This is a genomic window from Streptomyces sp. SYP-A7185 (assembly GCF_046103685.1).
Taxonomy (GTDB): Bacteria; Actinomycetota; Actinomycetes; order Streptomycetales; family Streptomycetaceae; genus Streptomyces.
Genome location: NZ_CP122310.1, coordinates 8,952,396 through 8,968,247 on the forward strand (window position 1 = coordinate 8,952,396; position 15,852 = coordinate 8,968,247).

Consider the following 15,852-nt stretch of genomic DNA (forward strand, 5'->3'; position numbering starts at 1 on the left):
GGGTTCGGTCATGACCACCTCGACCACCCACGACCGCAGTGCCACCACCGCGAAAGCGGTGGCTGCCGCCGGGTTGACGATCTTCGCGGCGGTGATGCTGTTCATCTCCGGGTCCATGGCCTTCTGCCGCGGCCTGATGGCGGCGCTCGAGGACAAGGTGTTCCTCAACACGCCCGAGTACGTATTCGAGTTCGACCTGACGACCTGGGGCTGGATCCACATGATCTTCGGTGTGATCGCGGTGGCCGTCAGCCTCGGCCTGCTGGTCGCCATGAAGTGGGCCCGTGTCACGGGCGTGATCATCGCCGCGCTCATGCTGATCGCGAACTTCCTGTCGATCCCGTACTACCCCCTGTGGTCCCTGACGCTGATCGCGCTGAACGGCTTCGTCATCTGGGGCCTGTGCGTGGTGAAGAAGGAAACCCTGTACTAGCCGAAGCAGCCGAAGGGGTCCCATGAAGGACGGACGGGCACGTACCAGGGACGCGAGGGCCGAGCGGATCGCCGAATTCGTCGCGCCGCTGCGAGTCGAGCCGGGCTCGAAGGTGAACCTGTCCAAGGACTTCGACCCCGCCCGCAAGGCAGGCATCAAGAACCGGAAGGAGGGCGAGGAGCTGCTGCGCGGCGGGGTTCTCCTGCTGGCCGACTACCAGCAGAGGCTGGCGGCCGAGGGCAGGCACGGGGTGCTGCTGTGTCTCCAGGCCCTGGACGCGGGAGGCAAGGACGGCACGATCCGCCACGTCATGAGCGGGGTGAACCCGCAGGGCGTGCACGTGGCCGGCTTCAAAGTGCCCTCGACCGAGGAGTTGGAGCACGACTACCTGTGGCGCTACGCCCGCGATCTGCCGCGCCGCGGCGAGATCGGTATCTTCAACCGGTCGCATTACGAAGAGGTGCTCGTGGTGCGGGTGCACCCCGAACTCCTGGACCGCCAGCGGCTGCCGGGCAAGGCCAAGGGCAGGAAGAAGCTGTGGCGGCGGCGCTTCCGGGAGATCAACGCGTGGGAGCGCTATCTGACGGACAACGGGTTCCGGGTCGTCAAGGTGTTCTTGAACCTGTCCAAGGAGGAGCAGCGCATCCGCTTCCTCAAGCGGATCGACGTGCCCGACCGGAACTGGAAGTTCTCGGCCGCCGACGCCCGCGAACGCACCCGGTGGGACGAGTACCAGGCGGCGTTCTCCGCCATGCTGTCCGCCACGAGCACGCCTTGGGCCCCGTGGTACGTGATCCCGGCCGACCACAAGTGGTATGCCCGCATCTGCGCGGCCGCGGTGCTCGCCCACACCTTGATCGATCTCGATCCGCGCTTTCCGGAGATCGACGACAAGAGCCGCCACGAACTGGAGCTTGAGAAGAAGCAGTTGGAGGAGGAGGCGCCGCGCGGTGCGCCCCGCGACCCTTATGCGGAGTCGACCGGCCACCGAGGTGGACGGAGGCGGTCACGATGACGGCCCGGGCGCCGCGGCAGGAGGGCGCACCCGTTTCACCGGAGCACGCCTGGTACGCGCGTTCGGCCCAGGCGGTGGCCGGGCAGCTCGGCGTCGACCCGGCCCTGGGGCTGGACGCCGCCCGGGTGGCCGAGCGGCGCGCCGCGGACGGGCCCAACGTCCTGCCGGAGGAGCGGCCGACCCCGGGGTGGCGGAAGTTCCTCGGCCAGTTCACCTCGTACATGCAGATGATCCTCGTCGCGTCCGCGGTGGTGTCGCTCGCCATCCAGGAGTGGGGCACGGCGGTGGTGTTGATGGCCCTGACCGTGCTGAACGCGGTCATCGGGATCCGCCAGGAGGGCAAGGCGGAGAGCGCCATGAACGCCCTGAAGGCGATGACGAAGGCCACGGCCCGGGTGCGGCGTGAGGGGCGCGAGGCCGAGATCCCCGCCGAGGAGGTCGTGGTGGGGGACATCGTGCTGCTCGCCGCGGGGGAGGAGGTCCCCGCGGACGGGCGGCTGGTGTCGGCGAGCGCCTTGCAGATCGACGAGTCCGCGCTCACCGGCGAGAGTGTTCCCGTGGCGAAGGACGCCACGGCGGTGACGGGGGAGGACCTGGGGCCGGCCGACCAGACGGACATGGCCTTCATGACCACGCCGGTCACCCATGGCAGCGGTGTCATGGTCGTCACCGCCACCGGTGCCGCCACCGAACTGGGCCGGATCTCGGGCATGCTGTCGGCCACCCGGCGCGAAGAGTCCCCGCTCACCCGCGAGTTGAACCGGCTGACGCTGTGGATCGTCGGTGCGGCGGGAATCACCATGGTCGTGATGTTCACCCTCGGCCGAGGGCGGGGCGAGGCCTGGGACGCGCTGTTCATCAGCGCCGTGTCGCTGGCCATCGCCGCCGTTCCCGAGGCGCTGCCGACCGTGACGCAGACGATCCTGTCCCTGGGGGGCCTCGACCTGGCCCGGCGGCACGCCATCGTCAAGGACCTGCCGTCCGTGGAGACACTGGGCTTCACCTCGGCCGTGAACTCCGACAAGACCGGCACCCTGACGATGAACCAGATGACCGCGGTCGAAGTCGTGGACGCCTTTGACCGCTACACCGTCTCGGGCAGCGGCTACTCCCTCGAAGGCAAGGTCCACCGCGCCGCCGGCAACAGCACCGCCCTCGACGACGCGATCCTGCCGTATCTCGTCGCCAGTGACGCCTCGCTGGTCGACGGGCGGCTGGTGGGTGATCCCACCGAAGGCGCGCTGCTCGTCCTCGGCCACAAGGCGGGCCTCGACGTGGCCGCCACCCGCGAGCGACTGCCCCGGATCGCCACCCTGCCGTTCGATCCGGCCTACAAACTGATGGCCACCTTCCACCCGGCCACCGACGACAAGGGACAGCCGGTCGTCCGCTGCTTCGTCAAAGGCGCGGCGCCCGCCGTCCTTGCCCGCACCACCACCGTCCTGTCGGGCCATGGGGAGATCGCGTTCGACGCGGGCCTGCGGGCGCGGGCCGAGGGCGAGGTCGAGCGGATGGAGCGCGCGGGACGCCGGGTGATGGCCGCCGCCACCCGGGACCTGGACCCCGCGGCGTTCGCGCCGGACGGCGATCTGCTGGCGCTGGTGGACGAGTTGCGGGTCACCAGTCTCGTCGGCATGGTCGATCCGCCGCGCGAGGAGTCCCGGGCGGCCGTGGCCGCCGCGCAGGCCGCCAACATCCGCGTGCGGATGGTCACCGGCGACGACGTCATCACCGGTGCCGCGGTCGCCGAGCAGATCGGCATCGGCGGCGAGGCGATCCTCGGCGCGGACTTCGCCGCCCTGTCACAGGACGAGCGGCTGGCCCGTATCGACGCCATCGGCGTGGTGGGCCGTGTGGCCCCCGAGCACAAGGTGCTGCTTGCCGACACCCTGAAGAAGAAGGGCGACGTGGTCGCCATGACCGGCGACGGCGTCAACGACGCCCCGGCCATCAAGGCCGCCGACATCGGCATCGCCATGGGGTCGGGCACCGAGGTGGCCAAGAACGCCGGGCGGATGATCCTCTCCGACGACAACTTCGCGACGATCGTCCACGCGGTGGAACAGGGCCGCAAGATCTACGACAACCTCACCAAGTACATCCGCTTCGTCCTGGTGCTCCTGGTCGTGTTCGTGCTGACGTTCCTGGGCGCCGCGCTGTTCGACATCGCCGACGGCGAGCCGTTCACGCCCGCGCAGGTGCTGTGGATCCACTTCGTGGTCAACGCGGCCTTCGGGTTCTCCCTCGGCTTCGACCGGGTCAGCCCCGGGCTGATGACCCGGCGTCCGCGCCCGCGCGGTGAACCCGTCATGACGCCCGCCCTGATGCTCACGGTCGCTCTGGCCGGGACGGCCATCGCCGTCGGGCTGCTGTGTCTGATCCAGCTGGGGGCGTCGCGCTACGACAGCGTGCGCGTGGGCAACTCCATCGCCTTCGCGTCGTTCGCGCTGTGCCTGATCGTGGCCGCCCTGGAGTGCCGCAGCCAGACCGGGACGGTGCTCAGCGCCGACACCTTCGACAGCAAGCAGCTGAACTGGACGATCCTGGGCGAGTTCGTGCTCGCCGTGCTGGTGACGCAGACGGACGCCTTCAACCGGCTGCTGGACACCGTGCCGCTCGGCATCGGTCAGTTCGGCTGGGCGCTCCTGCCGGCGCTCGGCCTCCTCGTCCTGTGGGAGCTGGGCAAACTCGTCGCCCGGCGCCGGAAGGCCGCGGGCGCGGGGCCGGGGTGAACCGGTGGGGTTCAAAGCAGTACCCGGTGTGCGGACGGTGCGCACCTACCGTCGTGAGTGGCTGTTCAAGGACCTGGTCGCCGGGATCGTCCTGACCACGCTCCTCGTGCCGCAGGGGATGGCGTACGCGGAGCTGGCGGGGCTGCCTCCGATCACCGGCCTGTACACGTCCGTGCTGTGCCTGCTGGCTTACGCCGTGGCGGGGCCCTCCCGCATTCTGGTGCTCGGTCCCGACTCCTCGCTGGGGCCGATGATCGCGGCGACGGTCCTGCCGCTGGTGGCCTCCGACGGTGACCCCGCCCGCGCGGTCGCGCTGGCCTCGGTCCTCGCCCTGATGGTCGGGACGATCACGATTCTGGCGGGGGTGGCGCGGCTGGGCTTCGTCGCCGACCTCATCTCCAAGCCGACCATGATCGGCTATATGAACGGCCTGGCCCTGACCATCCTCGTCGGCCAGCTGCCCAAGCTGTTCGGCTTCTCCACGGACGCCGACGGCCTCATCGCCGAAGTGGACGCCTTCGTCGCCGGTCTTGCCGACGGGGACGCGGTGCCCGCCGCGCTCACCGTGGGCGGCTGCGGCATCGTCTTGATCCTGTTCCTCCAGCGCCTGCTGCCCAAGGTGCCGGCCGTGCTGGTCATGGTGGTGCTCGCCATCGGCGCGTCGGTCCTGTTCGAGCTGGGCGAGCACGGCGTGCGGCTGGTCGGCCGGCTGCCCGAGGGGCTGCCGCCCTTCACCGTCCCCGACGTGCGCTGGGACGACCTGGGGCCGCTGTTCGTCGGCGCGCTGGGCATCGCGCTGGTGTCGCTGGCCGACACCATCTCCAACGCCTCGGCGTTCGCCAACCGCACCGGCCAGGAGGTCCGCGGCGACAACGAGATGATCGCCATCGGCTCGGCCAACGTCGCCGCCGGCCTGTTCCAGGGCTTCCCCGTCAGTACGAGCGGTTCGCGGACGGCGGTGGCCGAACGCGCCGGAGCCAGGACCCAGCTCACCGGGGTGGTCGGCGCCGCACTGATCGTGCTCATGCTGGTGCTGCTGCCGGGCCTCTTCCGTGACCTGCCGCAGCCCACCTTGGCCGCGGTGGTCATCACCGCCTCGCTGTCCCTGGCCGACCCGCGCGGCACGGCGCGGTTGTGGCGCCAGCGCAAAGCGGAGTTCTGGCTGTGCGTCGCGGCCTTCTTGGGCGTGGCGCTGCTCGGCGTGCTGCCGGGCATCGCGGTCGCGGTGGGCCTGTCCATCCTGAACGTGTTCCGGCGTGCGTGGTGGCCCTACAGCACGGAGCTGGGACGGGTGCCCGGCCTGGAGGGGTACCACGACGTCCGCTCCCACCAGAACGCCGAACGCCTGCCGGGCCTGGTGATGGTGCGCTTCGACGCGCCTTTGTTCTTCGCCAACGCCAAGACGTTCCGCGACCAGGTGCTGCGCTACACCCGCACCACCGCACCGCTGGAGTGCGTGCTGATCGCGGCCGAGCCGGTGACCGACGTGGACACGACCGCGGCCGACGTCCTGGAGGACTTGGACCGCACGCTCCAGGAGCGTGGGGTCGCCCTGGTCTTCGCCGAGCTGAAGGACCCCGTACGGCGCAAGATCGAACGCTATGGTCTGACCCGCACCTTCGACCCGGCCGCCTTCTACCCGACGGTGGAGAGCGCGATCGAGGCCTATCGCGCACGGACCGGCACGGACTGGGGCTGACTCCGCCCGGCCCTGCGGGGTCCGGCCGCCGGGAGGACGGAGCAGTGGATCACCTGGGTGCCTGGGGCCGGGCCCCGTCCGGTCAGGACACGGGTGGGGAACCGCTCATGACGGACAGCACGTGGGACCCCCAGGGCGGCAGATCGACGTACAGTCCGCTCTCCAGGAGCTCCGCTCCCCGGCGTTCGTACCGCTGGGAGCCGAGTACGTCGCGCAGTTCCCAGGTGGCGGGGCCGAGGAGTTCGGTCCACGGCAGCCGGACGCGGGCCTGGGCCGGATGCGCGGAGAGGTTCACCACGGTCAGGAACCGGCCCGCGGGGCCTGTCCAGCACGAGGCGACCAGGTCGCGGCCGGTGTCGTTGTCGGACCAGCCCTCGCAGTCCAGGAGCTGCCAGCGGCCCGTGCGCATCCCGCTGGCGTGCACGCCCGCCAGCAGCCGTTCGTGGAAGGCGCGCAGGGACACGTCGGCGGGCTCGTCCGGGCGCCGGTCCAGGAACACGGGCAGATGGACGCGGCGCCCGGTGAACTGCCCCTCGTGCCACAGCGTGGCACCGGGCAGGGTGGCGATCAGGGTGGCCGCGGCCCGCTCCTTGGCCGGCTCCAGCGTCTGTGCGGCCCGCGGCTCGTCGTGGTTCTCCAGGAAGCGGACGAGCTTGCGCTGGTAGTCCTCCTCGGCGCGCAGATGCCCCCGGACGGCCTCGGGGCTCTCGTGCAGCAGCCGGTCGTAGAGCCGCTTGTCGTAGCAGAAGTCGAACCCCTGCTGTTGCAGGGCCCATTCGAGGTCCCAGTACGCCTCGGCCGCGAAGATCAGACGGGGGTGCTCCGTGCGGACCTCGGAGATCACATCGGGCCAGAAGTCCGCGGCGGGCGCGGGCCCCACCCGCTCGCCCCACGTCCGTGCGAAGACGTCGTTCATCAGCAGCATGGCCATGTCGCAGCGCAGCCCGTCGCAGAACCGGCCGATGTGACCCAGGAGGTGTGCGGTGGCCCTGCGCAACTGGGGTGCGAAGGCGTTCAGTTGCACCACGTCCGGCCAGGGCGGGAAGAACGGGTCGCGGCCCCGGGCCAGGACGGCCCGGCCCGTGTCGAGGAACCCGGCCGGATCCCGCTGCAGGTCTTCGGCGTCTCCGCGCACGAAGTACTCGGGGTACTCGCCCACCCAGGGGCTGTCCGGCGCCACGTGATTGGGCACGTAGTCAAGGAGCAGTCCCACGCCCCGCCGGTCGAGTTCCGTCCGGGCGGCGACCAGCCCCGCGGCGCCGCCGAGTGCCGCGTCGACCTCGTAGCGGCGGATGCAGTAGGGCGAGCCGGCGATGTCGTCGTCGGCCGCGTCGGGGAGCGCGGCGTGGAACGCGCCGCGCAGCTCGGAGTCGTCCAGGGCGATGGCGCGCCCCTGAGGGCTGCGCTCCCACACGCCCATCAGCCACACGGCGTCGACGCCGGAGGGGGTGATCTCGTCCCAGCAGTCCTTCGGCACGTCGCCGAGACCGGTCGGGCGGCCGGTGCGCCGCGCGATCTCCCCGAGCCACACGCGGGTGTTGACCTCGTACACGACGGGCTGTGCCGGCAGCGCGGTCATCGGCTCTTCCTCCTGGTGGGTCCGGGGCCGAAGTCCTCCGGGCCCAGCGTGCCGAAGATCTTCATCAGGGCGGCGACCAGACCGGTCCAGCCGGTCTGGTGGGAGGCGCCGATGCCGGCGCCGTTGTCGCCGTGGAAGTACTCGTAGAAGGAGATCAGGTCGCGCCAGTGCGGATCGTCCCGGAAGACCTGCTGGCCGCCGTAGACGGGGCGCGCGCCGTCCTCGTCGCGCAGGAAGATGCGGGTGAGCCGGGCGGAGATCTCCTGGGACACCTCGAAGAGGTTCTTGTGCACCCCCGAACCGGTGGGGCACTCGACGGTCAGGTCGTCCCCGTAGAAGCCGTAGAGGTTGAGCAGCCCGCGGATCACGAGCGTGTTCATCGGCAGCCACACCGGTCCGCGCCAGTTGGAGTTGCCGCCGAACATGCCGGTGTCCGACTCGGCGGGCAGGTAGGCGACCTTGTACTCCTGGCCGTGCACCCAGAAGGAGTACGGGTGCTCGGCATGGTGGCGGGAGAGGGCCCTGATCCCGTACGGGCTCAAGAACTCGTCCTCGGACAGGAGGTGGGCGAGCATCCGCACCAGTTTCTTCTCGTCCACCACGGACAGCAGCCGTGGCCCGCCCGCCTTCCCGGCCTGGGCCGCGGTGAGTGTCACCGACAGCGAGGGGTGGCGTTCGGCGAACCGCTGGAGCCGCTCGACCAGGCCCGACAGGTGCTCCAGCTGCTCGGGCCGGAAGACGGTCGACGCGCACAGCGGCAGCAGTCCCACCATGGAGCGGACCTTCAGCCGGACCGCTTGCCCGTCGGGCAGGCGCAGCACGTCGTAGAAGAAGCCGTCCTCCTCGTCCCACAGTTCGTCGCCGAGGTCGCCGAGGCGGTCCATCGAGGCGGCTATCCACAGATAGTGCTCGACGAACTTCAGGACGAGGTCCTCGTACGCCGCGTTGTGCTCGACGAGTTCCAGCGCGATCTGGAGCATCGACTGGCAGTACAGGGCCATCCAGGCCGTGCCGTCGGCCTGCTCCAGGGTGCCTCCGGTGGGCAGCGGCGCACTGCGGTCGAAGACGCCGATGTTGTCCAGACCGAGGAAGCCGCCCTGGAAGACGTTGCGGCCGTGCGGGTCCTTGCGGTTGACCCACCAGGTGAAGTTCGTGAGCAGCTTCTGGAAGGTGCGCTCCAGGAACGCGCGGTCCGCCTGGCCGGTGGTGCCTTTCTCGACCATGTACACGAAGTACGCGGCCCAGGCGTGCACCGGCGGGTTGACGTCGCCGAAGTTCCACTCGTAGGCGGGGATCTGGCCGTTGGGGTGCAGGTAGGAGTCGCGCAGCAGCAGTTCGAGCTGCTGTTTGGCGAAGCCGATGTCCACGGCCGCGTAGGCCACCGCGTGGAACGCCAGGTCCCAGGCGGCGAACCAGGGGTACTCCCACTTGTCGGGCATCGACACGATGTCGTCGCTGACCATGTGGAACCACTCGCGGTTGCGGATCCCGGGCCGGGGCGCGCTCCAGGGCGTCAGGTCGTGCTCGGCCAGCCAGGTCTCCAGGTCGAAGGCGTAGTACTGCTTCGACCAGAGCATCCCGGCCAGTGCCTGACGCATCACGCGGGCCTCGTCCTCGCCCGCGCGCGCCGGGGTCAGCTCCCGGTAGAAGGCGTCCGCTTCGGCGAGACGGTCGTTGAACACCGAGTCGAAGCCCCGGGCCAGCGAGAGCTGGGCACCCGCGGGTCCAAGACGCAGCCGCAACGTCTCGGACCCGCCGGCGGGCACGCTCAGCCGGTGGTGCACGGCCGCCTTCGTGCCCTCCTGGGCCGGATTGACGGCGCCTTCCTCCTGGTCCACGATGTGGCGGCCGATGCCGTCCTTGACGTAGGGAGAGGCGCTGGGGGTGCCGAACAGCCGCTCGTGGTGGGTCTCGTTCTCGGTGAACAGCAGCGTGGCCGGTTCGGAGCACCGCAGGTCGTAGCTGCCCAGCTCCGGGTGGTCGGCCCGGACCGTGAGCGTCGAGCGCGGGCCTTCGGCCGCCCGCAGGCGCGGCCGGGCGTCCCGGTCGGGGTGCGCGCCCCAGGACCAGGTGTTGCGGAACCACAGTGTGGGCAGCACGTGCAGCGTCGCCTCGTCGGGGCCGCGGTTGTCGACGGTGATCCGCATCAGGAGGTCGTCGTGATCCGCCTTGGCGTACTCCACCGTCACGTCGAAGTAGCGGTTCTCGTCGAACACACCGGTGTCGAGCAGCTCGTACTCGAACTCCTGGCGCGTGCGGTTCCGGTTGACCTCGGCGAGCTCGCCGTAGGGGAACGCGGCCTGGGGGTACTTGTACAGGTAGCGCATGTAGGAGTGGCTCGGTGTGCTGTCGAGGTAGAAGTAGTACTCCTTGACGTCCTCGCCGTGGTTGCCCTCGCCGTTGGTGAGGCCGAAGGCGCGCTCCTTGAGGATCGGGTCGCGGCCGTTCCACAGGGCGAGCGCCAGGCACAGCCGCTGCTTCTCGTCGCAGACGCCGCCCAGGCCGTCCTCGCCCCAGCGGTAGGCGCGCGAGCGGGCGTGGTCGTGCGGGAAGTACGACCACGCGTCGCCCCCGGCGCTGTAGTCCTCGCGGACGGTGCCCCACTGACGTTCGCTCAGGTACGGGCCCCACAGGCGGGACCGGTCGCTCTTGTCGCCGACCGGTCCGATCCGACCGGCGTGCGTCTGGAACTTCATGCCGTGTCTCCCGCCCTCGGTTGCCCTCGGTCAGCCGGATGCCCCAGTCTTCGCGGGCGTGTGCGGACCGGCCTCACCTGCCGGGGGTGAGCCCTCCGTCCTGGCGAGCAGCGTGATCGCGATCTCGTACGCGGCGAGCACGCAGGCGATGACGAGCAGCGCGGTCCACGAGGAGAGGAGCAGGGCGATCAGGACCGCGACGACGAGTCCGGACACCCGCAGCACATCGGCATGCCGGGTCAGCCACGGCCGCACCGGCGAGTCATGGGTGAGCCGCTCGCCGGTGCGCGCCACAAAGTGACCGGTGGCCCGTGCCCCCCGGGCGGTGTGCCGGCGCAGGGCCACCGGCACGCGCCCCGGGCCGACGAGGTAGGCCAGCACGGCGATGGCGACACCGAGCCACAGCAACTGGTCGCCCCGTTCGCGCAAGGTGGTGAAGACGGTCCACAGGGCCGCGGCCACGCCCTCGCGGTAGACGCCCGGGGCCACCTGACCCAGGAGCTGGTCCCGCACGGCCCGCAGCACGCTCGTCAGCACCGTGACGGTCACCACCAGCCACAGGCCCAGCTGGAGCAGGGTGCGCCGCCGGTCGGGGGAGACCCACAGGGCCAGGGCGAGCAGGACCGGCACGCCGATGAGCAGTCCCACCACGGCCTTCTTGAACACGACGACGGCATCTTGCAGCTGACCGAGTTCGTCGCGGTTGTAGAGCCGGATCTGCCCGAAGTCCTCGGGCAGGCTCACCCCCAGCGCCTTCTCGATGCGGTCGTGCAGACCGGGCGGTATCTCGCCGGAGGACAGCGCGGGCAGGTCCAGCTTCTTGCCGAACATGGAGGGCAGTTGCTCCTCCAGGGACGTCAGCAGGTTGTTGACCATCGGCAGCAGGTTCAGGGCCACCGTGTCGCCCTCGACCCGCACGTTCTCGTTGCGCCGCTCGAGGACCGCGACGATCCGCCGGTGCGCGCGCTCGTTCGTCGCCCGCCACAGGTCCTGGAACTGATCCGTCGCGATGAGCTTCGAGATCCGCTCCCGCACGAAGTCGTGGACGGCCCCGGTGACCGGCTCGGCGAGGAAGGAGGCGCGGGGCGGCAATGCCTCCGCGAGCCGCTGCTCGACGTCGAGTTGGTCGAAGATCTCGTTCGACAGGTACGCGGAGACGGCGGCGTTCACCTTCGGATCCTCGGGCAGCGGGCCCACCGTGGCGATCCAGCGGTCGGTGTTCAAGGTGGTGCGCGAGCCCCACACCCCCACGACCGAGGTGACCGCCAGGACGGCGACCAGGGCGATCAGCACGGCCGCGACGACCCGCCTGAGCGTCAGAAGGCGCCGGCGGCGCCGTCGCTCGGTCCCGGCGCGGTCACGCAGTTGCTCGACCTCGGCGCGCAGGCGCGCCACTTCGGACTCGGTGGCGGTGTCCGGGGAGGGCACCTCGTCGTGCCGGCCCGGCGTCGGTTCCTGACTCATGGGCGTCGCACCTCCGTCGGCCAGCGTCGCCGCGGCGCGGCGTGCCTTGCTCACCTGCGGCGGGTGAAGCGGCGGGGGTGATCCGCCGCTGTGATGGCGGCCGTGACGGCGGACGTTCCGCCCAGAGGGAGGGATCATGGTGGGGATCGGACCGGTGCAGATCCTGACGGTGGAGTTCGGCCCGGACGCCAAGTTCGAGGGCCGGATCATCGAGGAGCTGGCCATCCTCGAGGCGAACGGGCAGATCCGCGTCCTCGACATGCTCTTCGTCAGCAAGGAGCCCAACGGCGACCTGTTCAGCCTCGACTTCCAGGCGGAGGGGATGGGCGAGACCGTCGCCGCCCTGCTCGGCATCTCGGGGGAGCGGATCCGGGCGGCTCAGAGCACGTACCCGAGCCTCGCCGAGGGCAACGCCTTCGGCCTGAGCACGGCGGAGATCCGGGAGATGGCCGAGTCCCTCGACCCCAACACCGCCGCGGCCGTCGTCCTGCTCGAACACGTATGGGCCAAGTTCTTGCGCAAAGCGATCCGCGACGCAGGGGGAGTGCCCGTCGCGGAGGGCTTCCTCACCGAAGAGGCACTCGAACCCGTCGTCGCCGAACTCGCGGCCGCGGCACAACGCCTGGGTGAACCGGTCGTACCCACATCAGGTGGGGGCGCGGAGCCCCGCCACACACGGAGGAGGGCCTGATGGCCGATCTCGTCGTACTGGGATTCTCGGACAAGGAGAAGGCGGAGGGAGTCCTGCGCCTCGCGAAGGAACTGTCCCGTCAGGAACTGCTCGACCTGGAAGACGCCGCACTGGCCTGGCGCACCGCGGACGGCAAGGTCCACGTGAACCAGACCTACAACACCACGGCGACCGGCGCGGCGGGCGGCGCCCTGTGGGGCTCGCTGTTCGGACTGCTCTTCCTGATGCCGGTGTTCGGCGCCGCGGTGGGTGCCGCCACCGGCGCCGTGGCCGGCAAGCTCACCGACATCGGCATCAACGACGCGTTCGTCAAGGAGATCGCGGGCACGCTCGAACCGGGCCGGGCCGCCGTCTTCGCGCTCGTGCGCCGCTCGACCCCCGACCGGGTACGAGATGCGCTACGCCCCTTCAACCCCACCGTGATCCGCACCTCGCTCACCAAGGACCGTGAGGAAGAACTGGTGGCGGCCCTGCACGGGGCGTAGCCGCTACGGCCCCGCATCTCGCATGGTGAGCGCCCTCGCCGCGCGCCGTCTTTCCCGGGAACTTCACCCGGGTGAGATGGCGCGCGCCGCGTTCTGCGCCCCTGCGCCCGGCCCGACACTTGCCCTGCGACGCGTCAGCACGCTCCGAGGGAGGTGCCGCGCATGGCCGAGGGAGCACGCCGTACCCGGGACGAGGGCCTTGACCGTGAAGCTGCCGCAACCGCGCCCTCCCTGCCCGGCTGGCTCGTGTCCCGACCCCGGTTGACGGACCGGCTGGCCCGGGGCGTGCGCGGCCCGATGACCGTGGTCGTCGGACCGGTGGGCGCCGGCAAGACGGCGCTGGCCGTGGAGTGGGCGCACACCCGCCAGCTGCCGGGGCCGCTGGCCTGGGTCACCTGCGACGGCCAGTCGGAGCAGCCGGTGGTGTTCTGGCAGCGTGTCACCCACGCGCTGCGCTCGGCCGGCGTGGACCTGGCGGAACCGGCCACGGCGGACGATCTGCCGCTGCTGGTGGCGGCGCTCGCCGAGGGTCTGAACGAGTACGCCGAGCCGCTGGTCCTGGTCCTGGACGACTTCCACCCCGCCCTCAACTCGCCGATCGCGGAAGGGGTCACCACCCTGCTGCGGCACACCCCCGGTGTCCTGCGCCTGGTGGTGCTCGCGCGCCGGGACCCGCCCTTGCACCTGCGGCGCGAACGGCTCACCAGCGAGGTGACCGAACTGCGCACCGCCGATCTCGCGTTCGACGACCGGGAGACGGCGGAGCTGCTGGCCCAGCACGGCATCGACGTGCCCAAGCAGACGGTGAGCACCCTGCGGCGGCGCACCGAGGGCTGGGCGGCGGGGCTGCGGCTGGCCGCCATGTCGATGGAGAAGAGCCGGGAACCCGACGAGTTCGTGGCCCAGTTCGCCGGAGACGACGAGGCGATCGCCAGCTATCTGGTCGAGGAGGTCCTCGACGCCCAGCCGGCGGGCATGCGCCGGCTGCTGCTCACCACGAGCCTGCTGGACAGCGTGAACGCGGAACTGGCCGTGGAACTCTCCGGTGAGGAAGCGGGCCGGCACTTCGCGGTCCTGGTCCGGGAGAACTCGTTCCTGCGGCCCGTCGGCCAGGGCTGGTACCGCTGCCATCAGATGTTCGCCGACGTGCTGCGGATGTGCCTGCGCCACGAGGCACCCGGGCTGGAGGCCACCTTGCACCGCAAGGCCGCCGCCTGGTTCGACGCGCACGGTCTGCTCGCCGACGCGGTGCGCCATCTGCTGGCCGTGGCCGACTGGGACCAGGCGGCCCGGCTGATCGTGCACCGCCTGGCGATCGGGCAGGTGCTCGGCCTGGCCAGGGCCCGGCTGCCCGTCGAGGTGATCCGGCGGCTGCCCGAGGACCTGCCGGCGGACGAGCCCGAACCCGTGCTGCTCGCGGCGGCCGTCGCCCAGGCCCGCGGCGACGACGCGGCATGCGCCCGGCACCTGGAGCGCTCCGCGGCGCTGCTCGGCCGCCTTGCGGCGGAGGAGAGCGGGCGCGAGGCGCGGTGCCGCATGGCCCACGCGGTGATCCGTATGGAGCGGCTGCGCTCCCGCGATCCCCAGGAGGCCCGGGCCGCCGCGGCCGACGCGGAGTCGGCCGGGCTGCGGCTGCCGCACGCCCTGCTGGTGCACAGCCCCGAGATCCTCGCCCTCACCCTGACCATCCGGGGCAGCGGCGAACTGCGGGCCGGTCATCTCAAGGCGGCCGACGCCTCCCTGACCGCGGGGCTCAAGGCCGCCGGCGCCGCCGCCAACGGGACCCTGCGCCGGGACTGCCTGGTCGAGCGCGCGCTCCTGGACGCGCTGCGCGGACGCTTCCGGGCCGCCGACGAACTGGCCACCTTGGCCACGCAGCCGCCCTTGCCCTCCTGGACCACGGCCGAGCCCTCGTCGGCCGTCCTGCACACCGTGCGGGCCTGGGTGGAGCTGGCCCGGGGCGAGCCCCGGCGGGCCCGCCGCGAACTCGCCAGGAGCAGGACCGTGCTGAGCGGCCGGCCCGACCCGTTCCTGTCGGACTTCGGCGCCCTTGCGGCGGCCCTGATCCTCCTGGTGGAGGGCGGCGGCCCGGCGGCGGTCCCCATCGACGACGTGGTGGCGGGCTCCCGGCTGCCCGACGCGGTGCTGCGGGCCCTGGGACCGGCGTGCACCGCGCTGCTCGGCTCCGTGCGCACGGGGCGGATCGCGGCCGCCGCGGCCGAGCCCCCGGCCCGCCCTTCGGCCCCCGCCGAGAGACTCAGCGCACGTGAGCGTGACGTACTGGACCGGCTGGCGCAGATGATGACCACGGAAGAGATCGCACAAGAGCTGTATCTGTCGGTCAACACGGTCAAGACGCACCTCAAGAGCGTCTACCGCAAGCTCTCCGTCTCCCGGCGCTCGGCCGCCGTCCGCAGGGCGCGCGAACTGGAGCTGCTGTGAGTGCACCGGGGGCGGGCCGCCCATGGCCGCTTCGGCCTACACCAGGCCCAGTTGCTGTGCCCGGTGCACGGCCTCGGCCCGGGAACGGGCGCCGAGCTTGCGGTACACGGCACGGGTGTGGCTCTTGACGGTGTTGTGCGAGACGTACAGGCCGTCGGCGATCTGCCTCAGTGAGGCCTCCTGCTGCAGGTGCCGGAGCACGGCCAGCTGACGATCCGTCAACGGCTCGGGACGGCATGCTGCCCGTGCCGCGTCTTCCGGCGGTGGTGGGTGTCCCGGGGGCAGCTCGGCCAGGACGGCCGAGGCGCGGTGGACCAGCGCTCCCGCGCCGCGCGCGTCGCCCACCTCCACGGCGACCTCCAAAAGGGCGCCGGCGACCCACAACAGGCAGGTCGTCACCGCCTCGTCCATCGGTGTGGCCTCATGGCCCAGGGAACGCAGCCTGCCGCGCAGATCGGACGCCCGGGCCTTCCCCTGAGGCCCGCCGTCCGCGTGGGCGCACGGTGCTGTGGACATGCCCCTCACCTCCCCTTGTGCAGGGCATCACCACCTCCAGGGTGGGGGGCCTGCCGGGGTGGTGGAAGGGGACGACCGGCCCGGATTCGCGATGCGGATT

General features: G+C 71.3%; 11 protein-coding genes. 7 read left to right on the top strand and 4 right to left on the bottom strand.

Going from position 1 to position 15,852, the window contains the following annotated elements; translation table 11 throughout:
• Positions 1-10 precede the first annotated feature (10 nt).
• The 4 genes from QBL25_RS39425 to QBL25_RS39440 are packed head-to-tail and all read left to right on the top strand — an operon-like array spanning position 11 to position 5,879.
• Positions 11-433 (top strand): hypothetical protein, encoded by a 423-nt coding sequence (locus QBL25_RS39425; protein WP_409061765.1) that lies wholly within the window; start codon positions 11-13, stop codon positions 431-433.
• Positions 434-455: 22 nt separating this feature from the next.
• On the top strand, positions 456-1,448 hold the full coding sequence (locus QBL25_RS39430; RefSeq protein WP_409061766.1) for a polyphosphate kinase 2 family protein: 993 nt from the start codon (positions 456-458) through the stop codon (positions 1,446-1,448).
• Positions 1,445-4,180 carry a cation-translocating P-type ATPase gene (locus tag QBL25_RS39435; RefSeq protein ID WP_409061767.1) on the top strand — a complete coding sequence of 912 codons (2,736 nt, stop codon included), beginning with the start codon at positions 1,445-1,447 and terminating at the stop codon, positions 4,178-4,180. Before QBL25_RS39430 ends, QBL25_RS39435 begins: the two co-directional genes overlap by 4 nt.
• A gap of 4 nt (positions 4,181-4,184) precedes the next feature.
• Positions 4,185-5,879 (top strand): SulP family inorganic anion transporter, encoded by a 1,695-nt coding sequence (locus QBL25_RS39440; RefSeq protein WP_409061768.1) that lies wholly within the window; start codon positions 4,185-4,187, stop codon positions 5,877-5,879.
• 82 nt (positions 5,880-5,961) lie between these two features.
• Here QBL25_RS39440 and QBL25_RS39445 read toward each other — a convergent pair whose 3' ends face one another.
• Genes QBL25_RS39445 through QBL25_RS39455 form a run of 3 tightly spaced genes read right to left on the bottom strand, consistent with a single transcriptional unit; the run spans position 5,962 to position 11,618 of the window.
• Positions 5,962-7,458, bottom strand: coding sequence for an alpha-amylase (locus tag QBL25_RS39445; RefSeq protein WP_409061769.1), 1,497 nt, complete (start codon positions 7,456-7,458; stop codon positions 5,962-5,964).
• Positions 7,455-10,154: an MGH1-like glycoside hydrolase domain-containing protein gene (locus tag QBL25_RS39450; protein ID WP_409061770.1), complete on the bottom strand. Its 2,700-nt coding sequence runs from the start codon at positions 10,152-10,154 to the stop codon at positions 7,455-7,457. Before QBL25_RS39450 ends, QBL25_RS39445 begins: the two co-directional genes overlap by 4 nt.
• A gap of 30 nt (positions 10,155-10,184) precedes the next feature.
• Positions 10,185-11,618, bottom strand: coding sequence for a hypothetical protein (locus QBL25_RS39455; RefSeq protein ID WP_409061771.1), 1,434 nt, complete (start codon positions 11,616-11,618; stop codon positions 10,185-10,187).
• Positions 11,619-11,754: 136 nt separating this feature from the next.
• Here QBL25_RS39455 and QBL25_RS39460 point away from each other — a divergent pair, with 136 nt between their 5' ends.
• From QBL25_RS39460 to QBL25_RS39470, 3 genes are all read left to right on the top strand, one after another.
• The gene (locus QBL25_RS39460; RefSeq protein WP_409061772.1) at positions 11,755-12,309 is read left to right on the top strand and encodes a DUF1269 domain-containing protein; all 555 of its coding nucleotides are present in this window, start codon (positions 11,755-11,757) and stop codon (positions 12,307-12,309) included.
• Complete coding sequence (locus tag QBL25_RS39465; protein ID WP_409061773.1) at positions 12,309-12,794, top strand: DUF1269 domain-containing protein; 486 nt, start codon at positions 12,309-12,311, stop codon at positions 12,792-12,794. The genes QBL25_RS39460 and QBL25_RS39465 overlap by 1 nt, the downstream gene beginning before the upstream one ends.
• Before the next feature lie 162 nt (positions 12,795-12,956).
• Positions 12,957-15,236 (top strand): LuxR C-terminal-related transcriptional regulator, encoded by a 2,280-nt coding sequence (locus QBL25_RS39470; RefSeq protein ID WP_409061774.1) that lies wholly within the window; start codon positions 12,957-12,959, stop codon positions 15,234-15,236.
• A 36-nt stretch (positions 15,237-15,272) separates the two neighbouring features.
• On the opposite strand, the gene QBL25_RS39475 is transcribed toward QBL25_RS39470, so the two are convergent.
• Positions 15,273-15,752: a response regulator transcription factor gene (locus QBL25_RS39475; protein ID WP_409061775.1), complete on the bottom strand. Its 480-nt coding sequence runs from the start codon at positions 15,750-15,752 to the stop codon at positions 15,273-15,275.
• Positions 15,753-15,852 lie beyond the last annotated feature (100 nt).

Excerpts from the sequence above, each read along its gene's own strand:
- QBL25_RS39425 (WP_409061765.1), top strand. The coding sequence starts at position 11 with ATGACCACCTCGACCACCCACGACCGCAGTGCCACCACCGCGAAAGCG.
- QBL25_RS39430 (WP_409061766.1), top strand. The coding sequence starts at position 456 with ATGAAGGACGGACGGGCACGTACCAGGGACGCGAGGGCCGAGCGGATC.
- QBL25_RS39435 (WP_409061767.1), top strand. The coding sequence starts at position 1,445 with ATGACGGCCCGGGCGCCGCGGCAGGAGGGCGCACCCGTTTCACCGGAG.
- QBL25_RS39445 (WP_409061769.1), bottom strand. The coding sequence starts at position 7,458 with ATGACCGCGCTGCCGGCACAGCCCGTCGTGTACGAGGTCAACACCCGC.
- QBL25_RS39450 (WP_409061770.1), bottom strand. The coding sequence starts at position 10,154 with ATGAAGTTCCAGACGCACGCCGGTCGGATCGGACCGGTCGGCGACAAG.
- QBL25_RS39455 (WP_409061771.1), bottom strand. The coding sequence starts at position 11,618 with ATGAGTCAGGAACCGACGCCGGGCCGGCACGACGAGGTGCCCTCCCCG.
- QBL25_RS39460 (WP_409061772.1), top strand. The coding sequence starts at position 11,755 with ATGGTGGGGATCGGACCGGTGCAGATCCTGACGGTGGAGTTCGGCCCG.
- QBL25_RS39465 (WP_409061773.1), top strand. The coding sequence starts at position 12,309 with ATGGCCGATCTCGTCGTACTGGGATTCTCGGACAAGGAGAAGGCGGAG.
- QBL25_RS39470 (WP_409061774.1), top strand. The coding sequence starts at position 12,957 with ATGGCCGAGGGAGCACGCCGTACCCGGGACGAGGGCCTTGACCGTGAA.
- QBL25_RS39475 (WP_409061775.1), bottom strand. The coding sequence starts at position 15,752 with ATGTCCACAGCACCGTGCGCCCACGCGGACGGCGGGCCTCAGGGGAAG.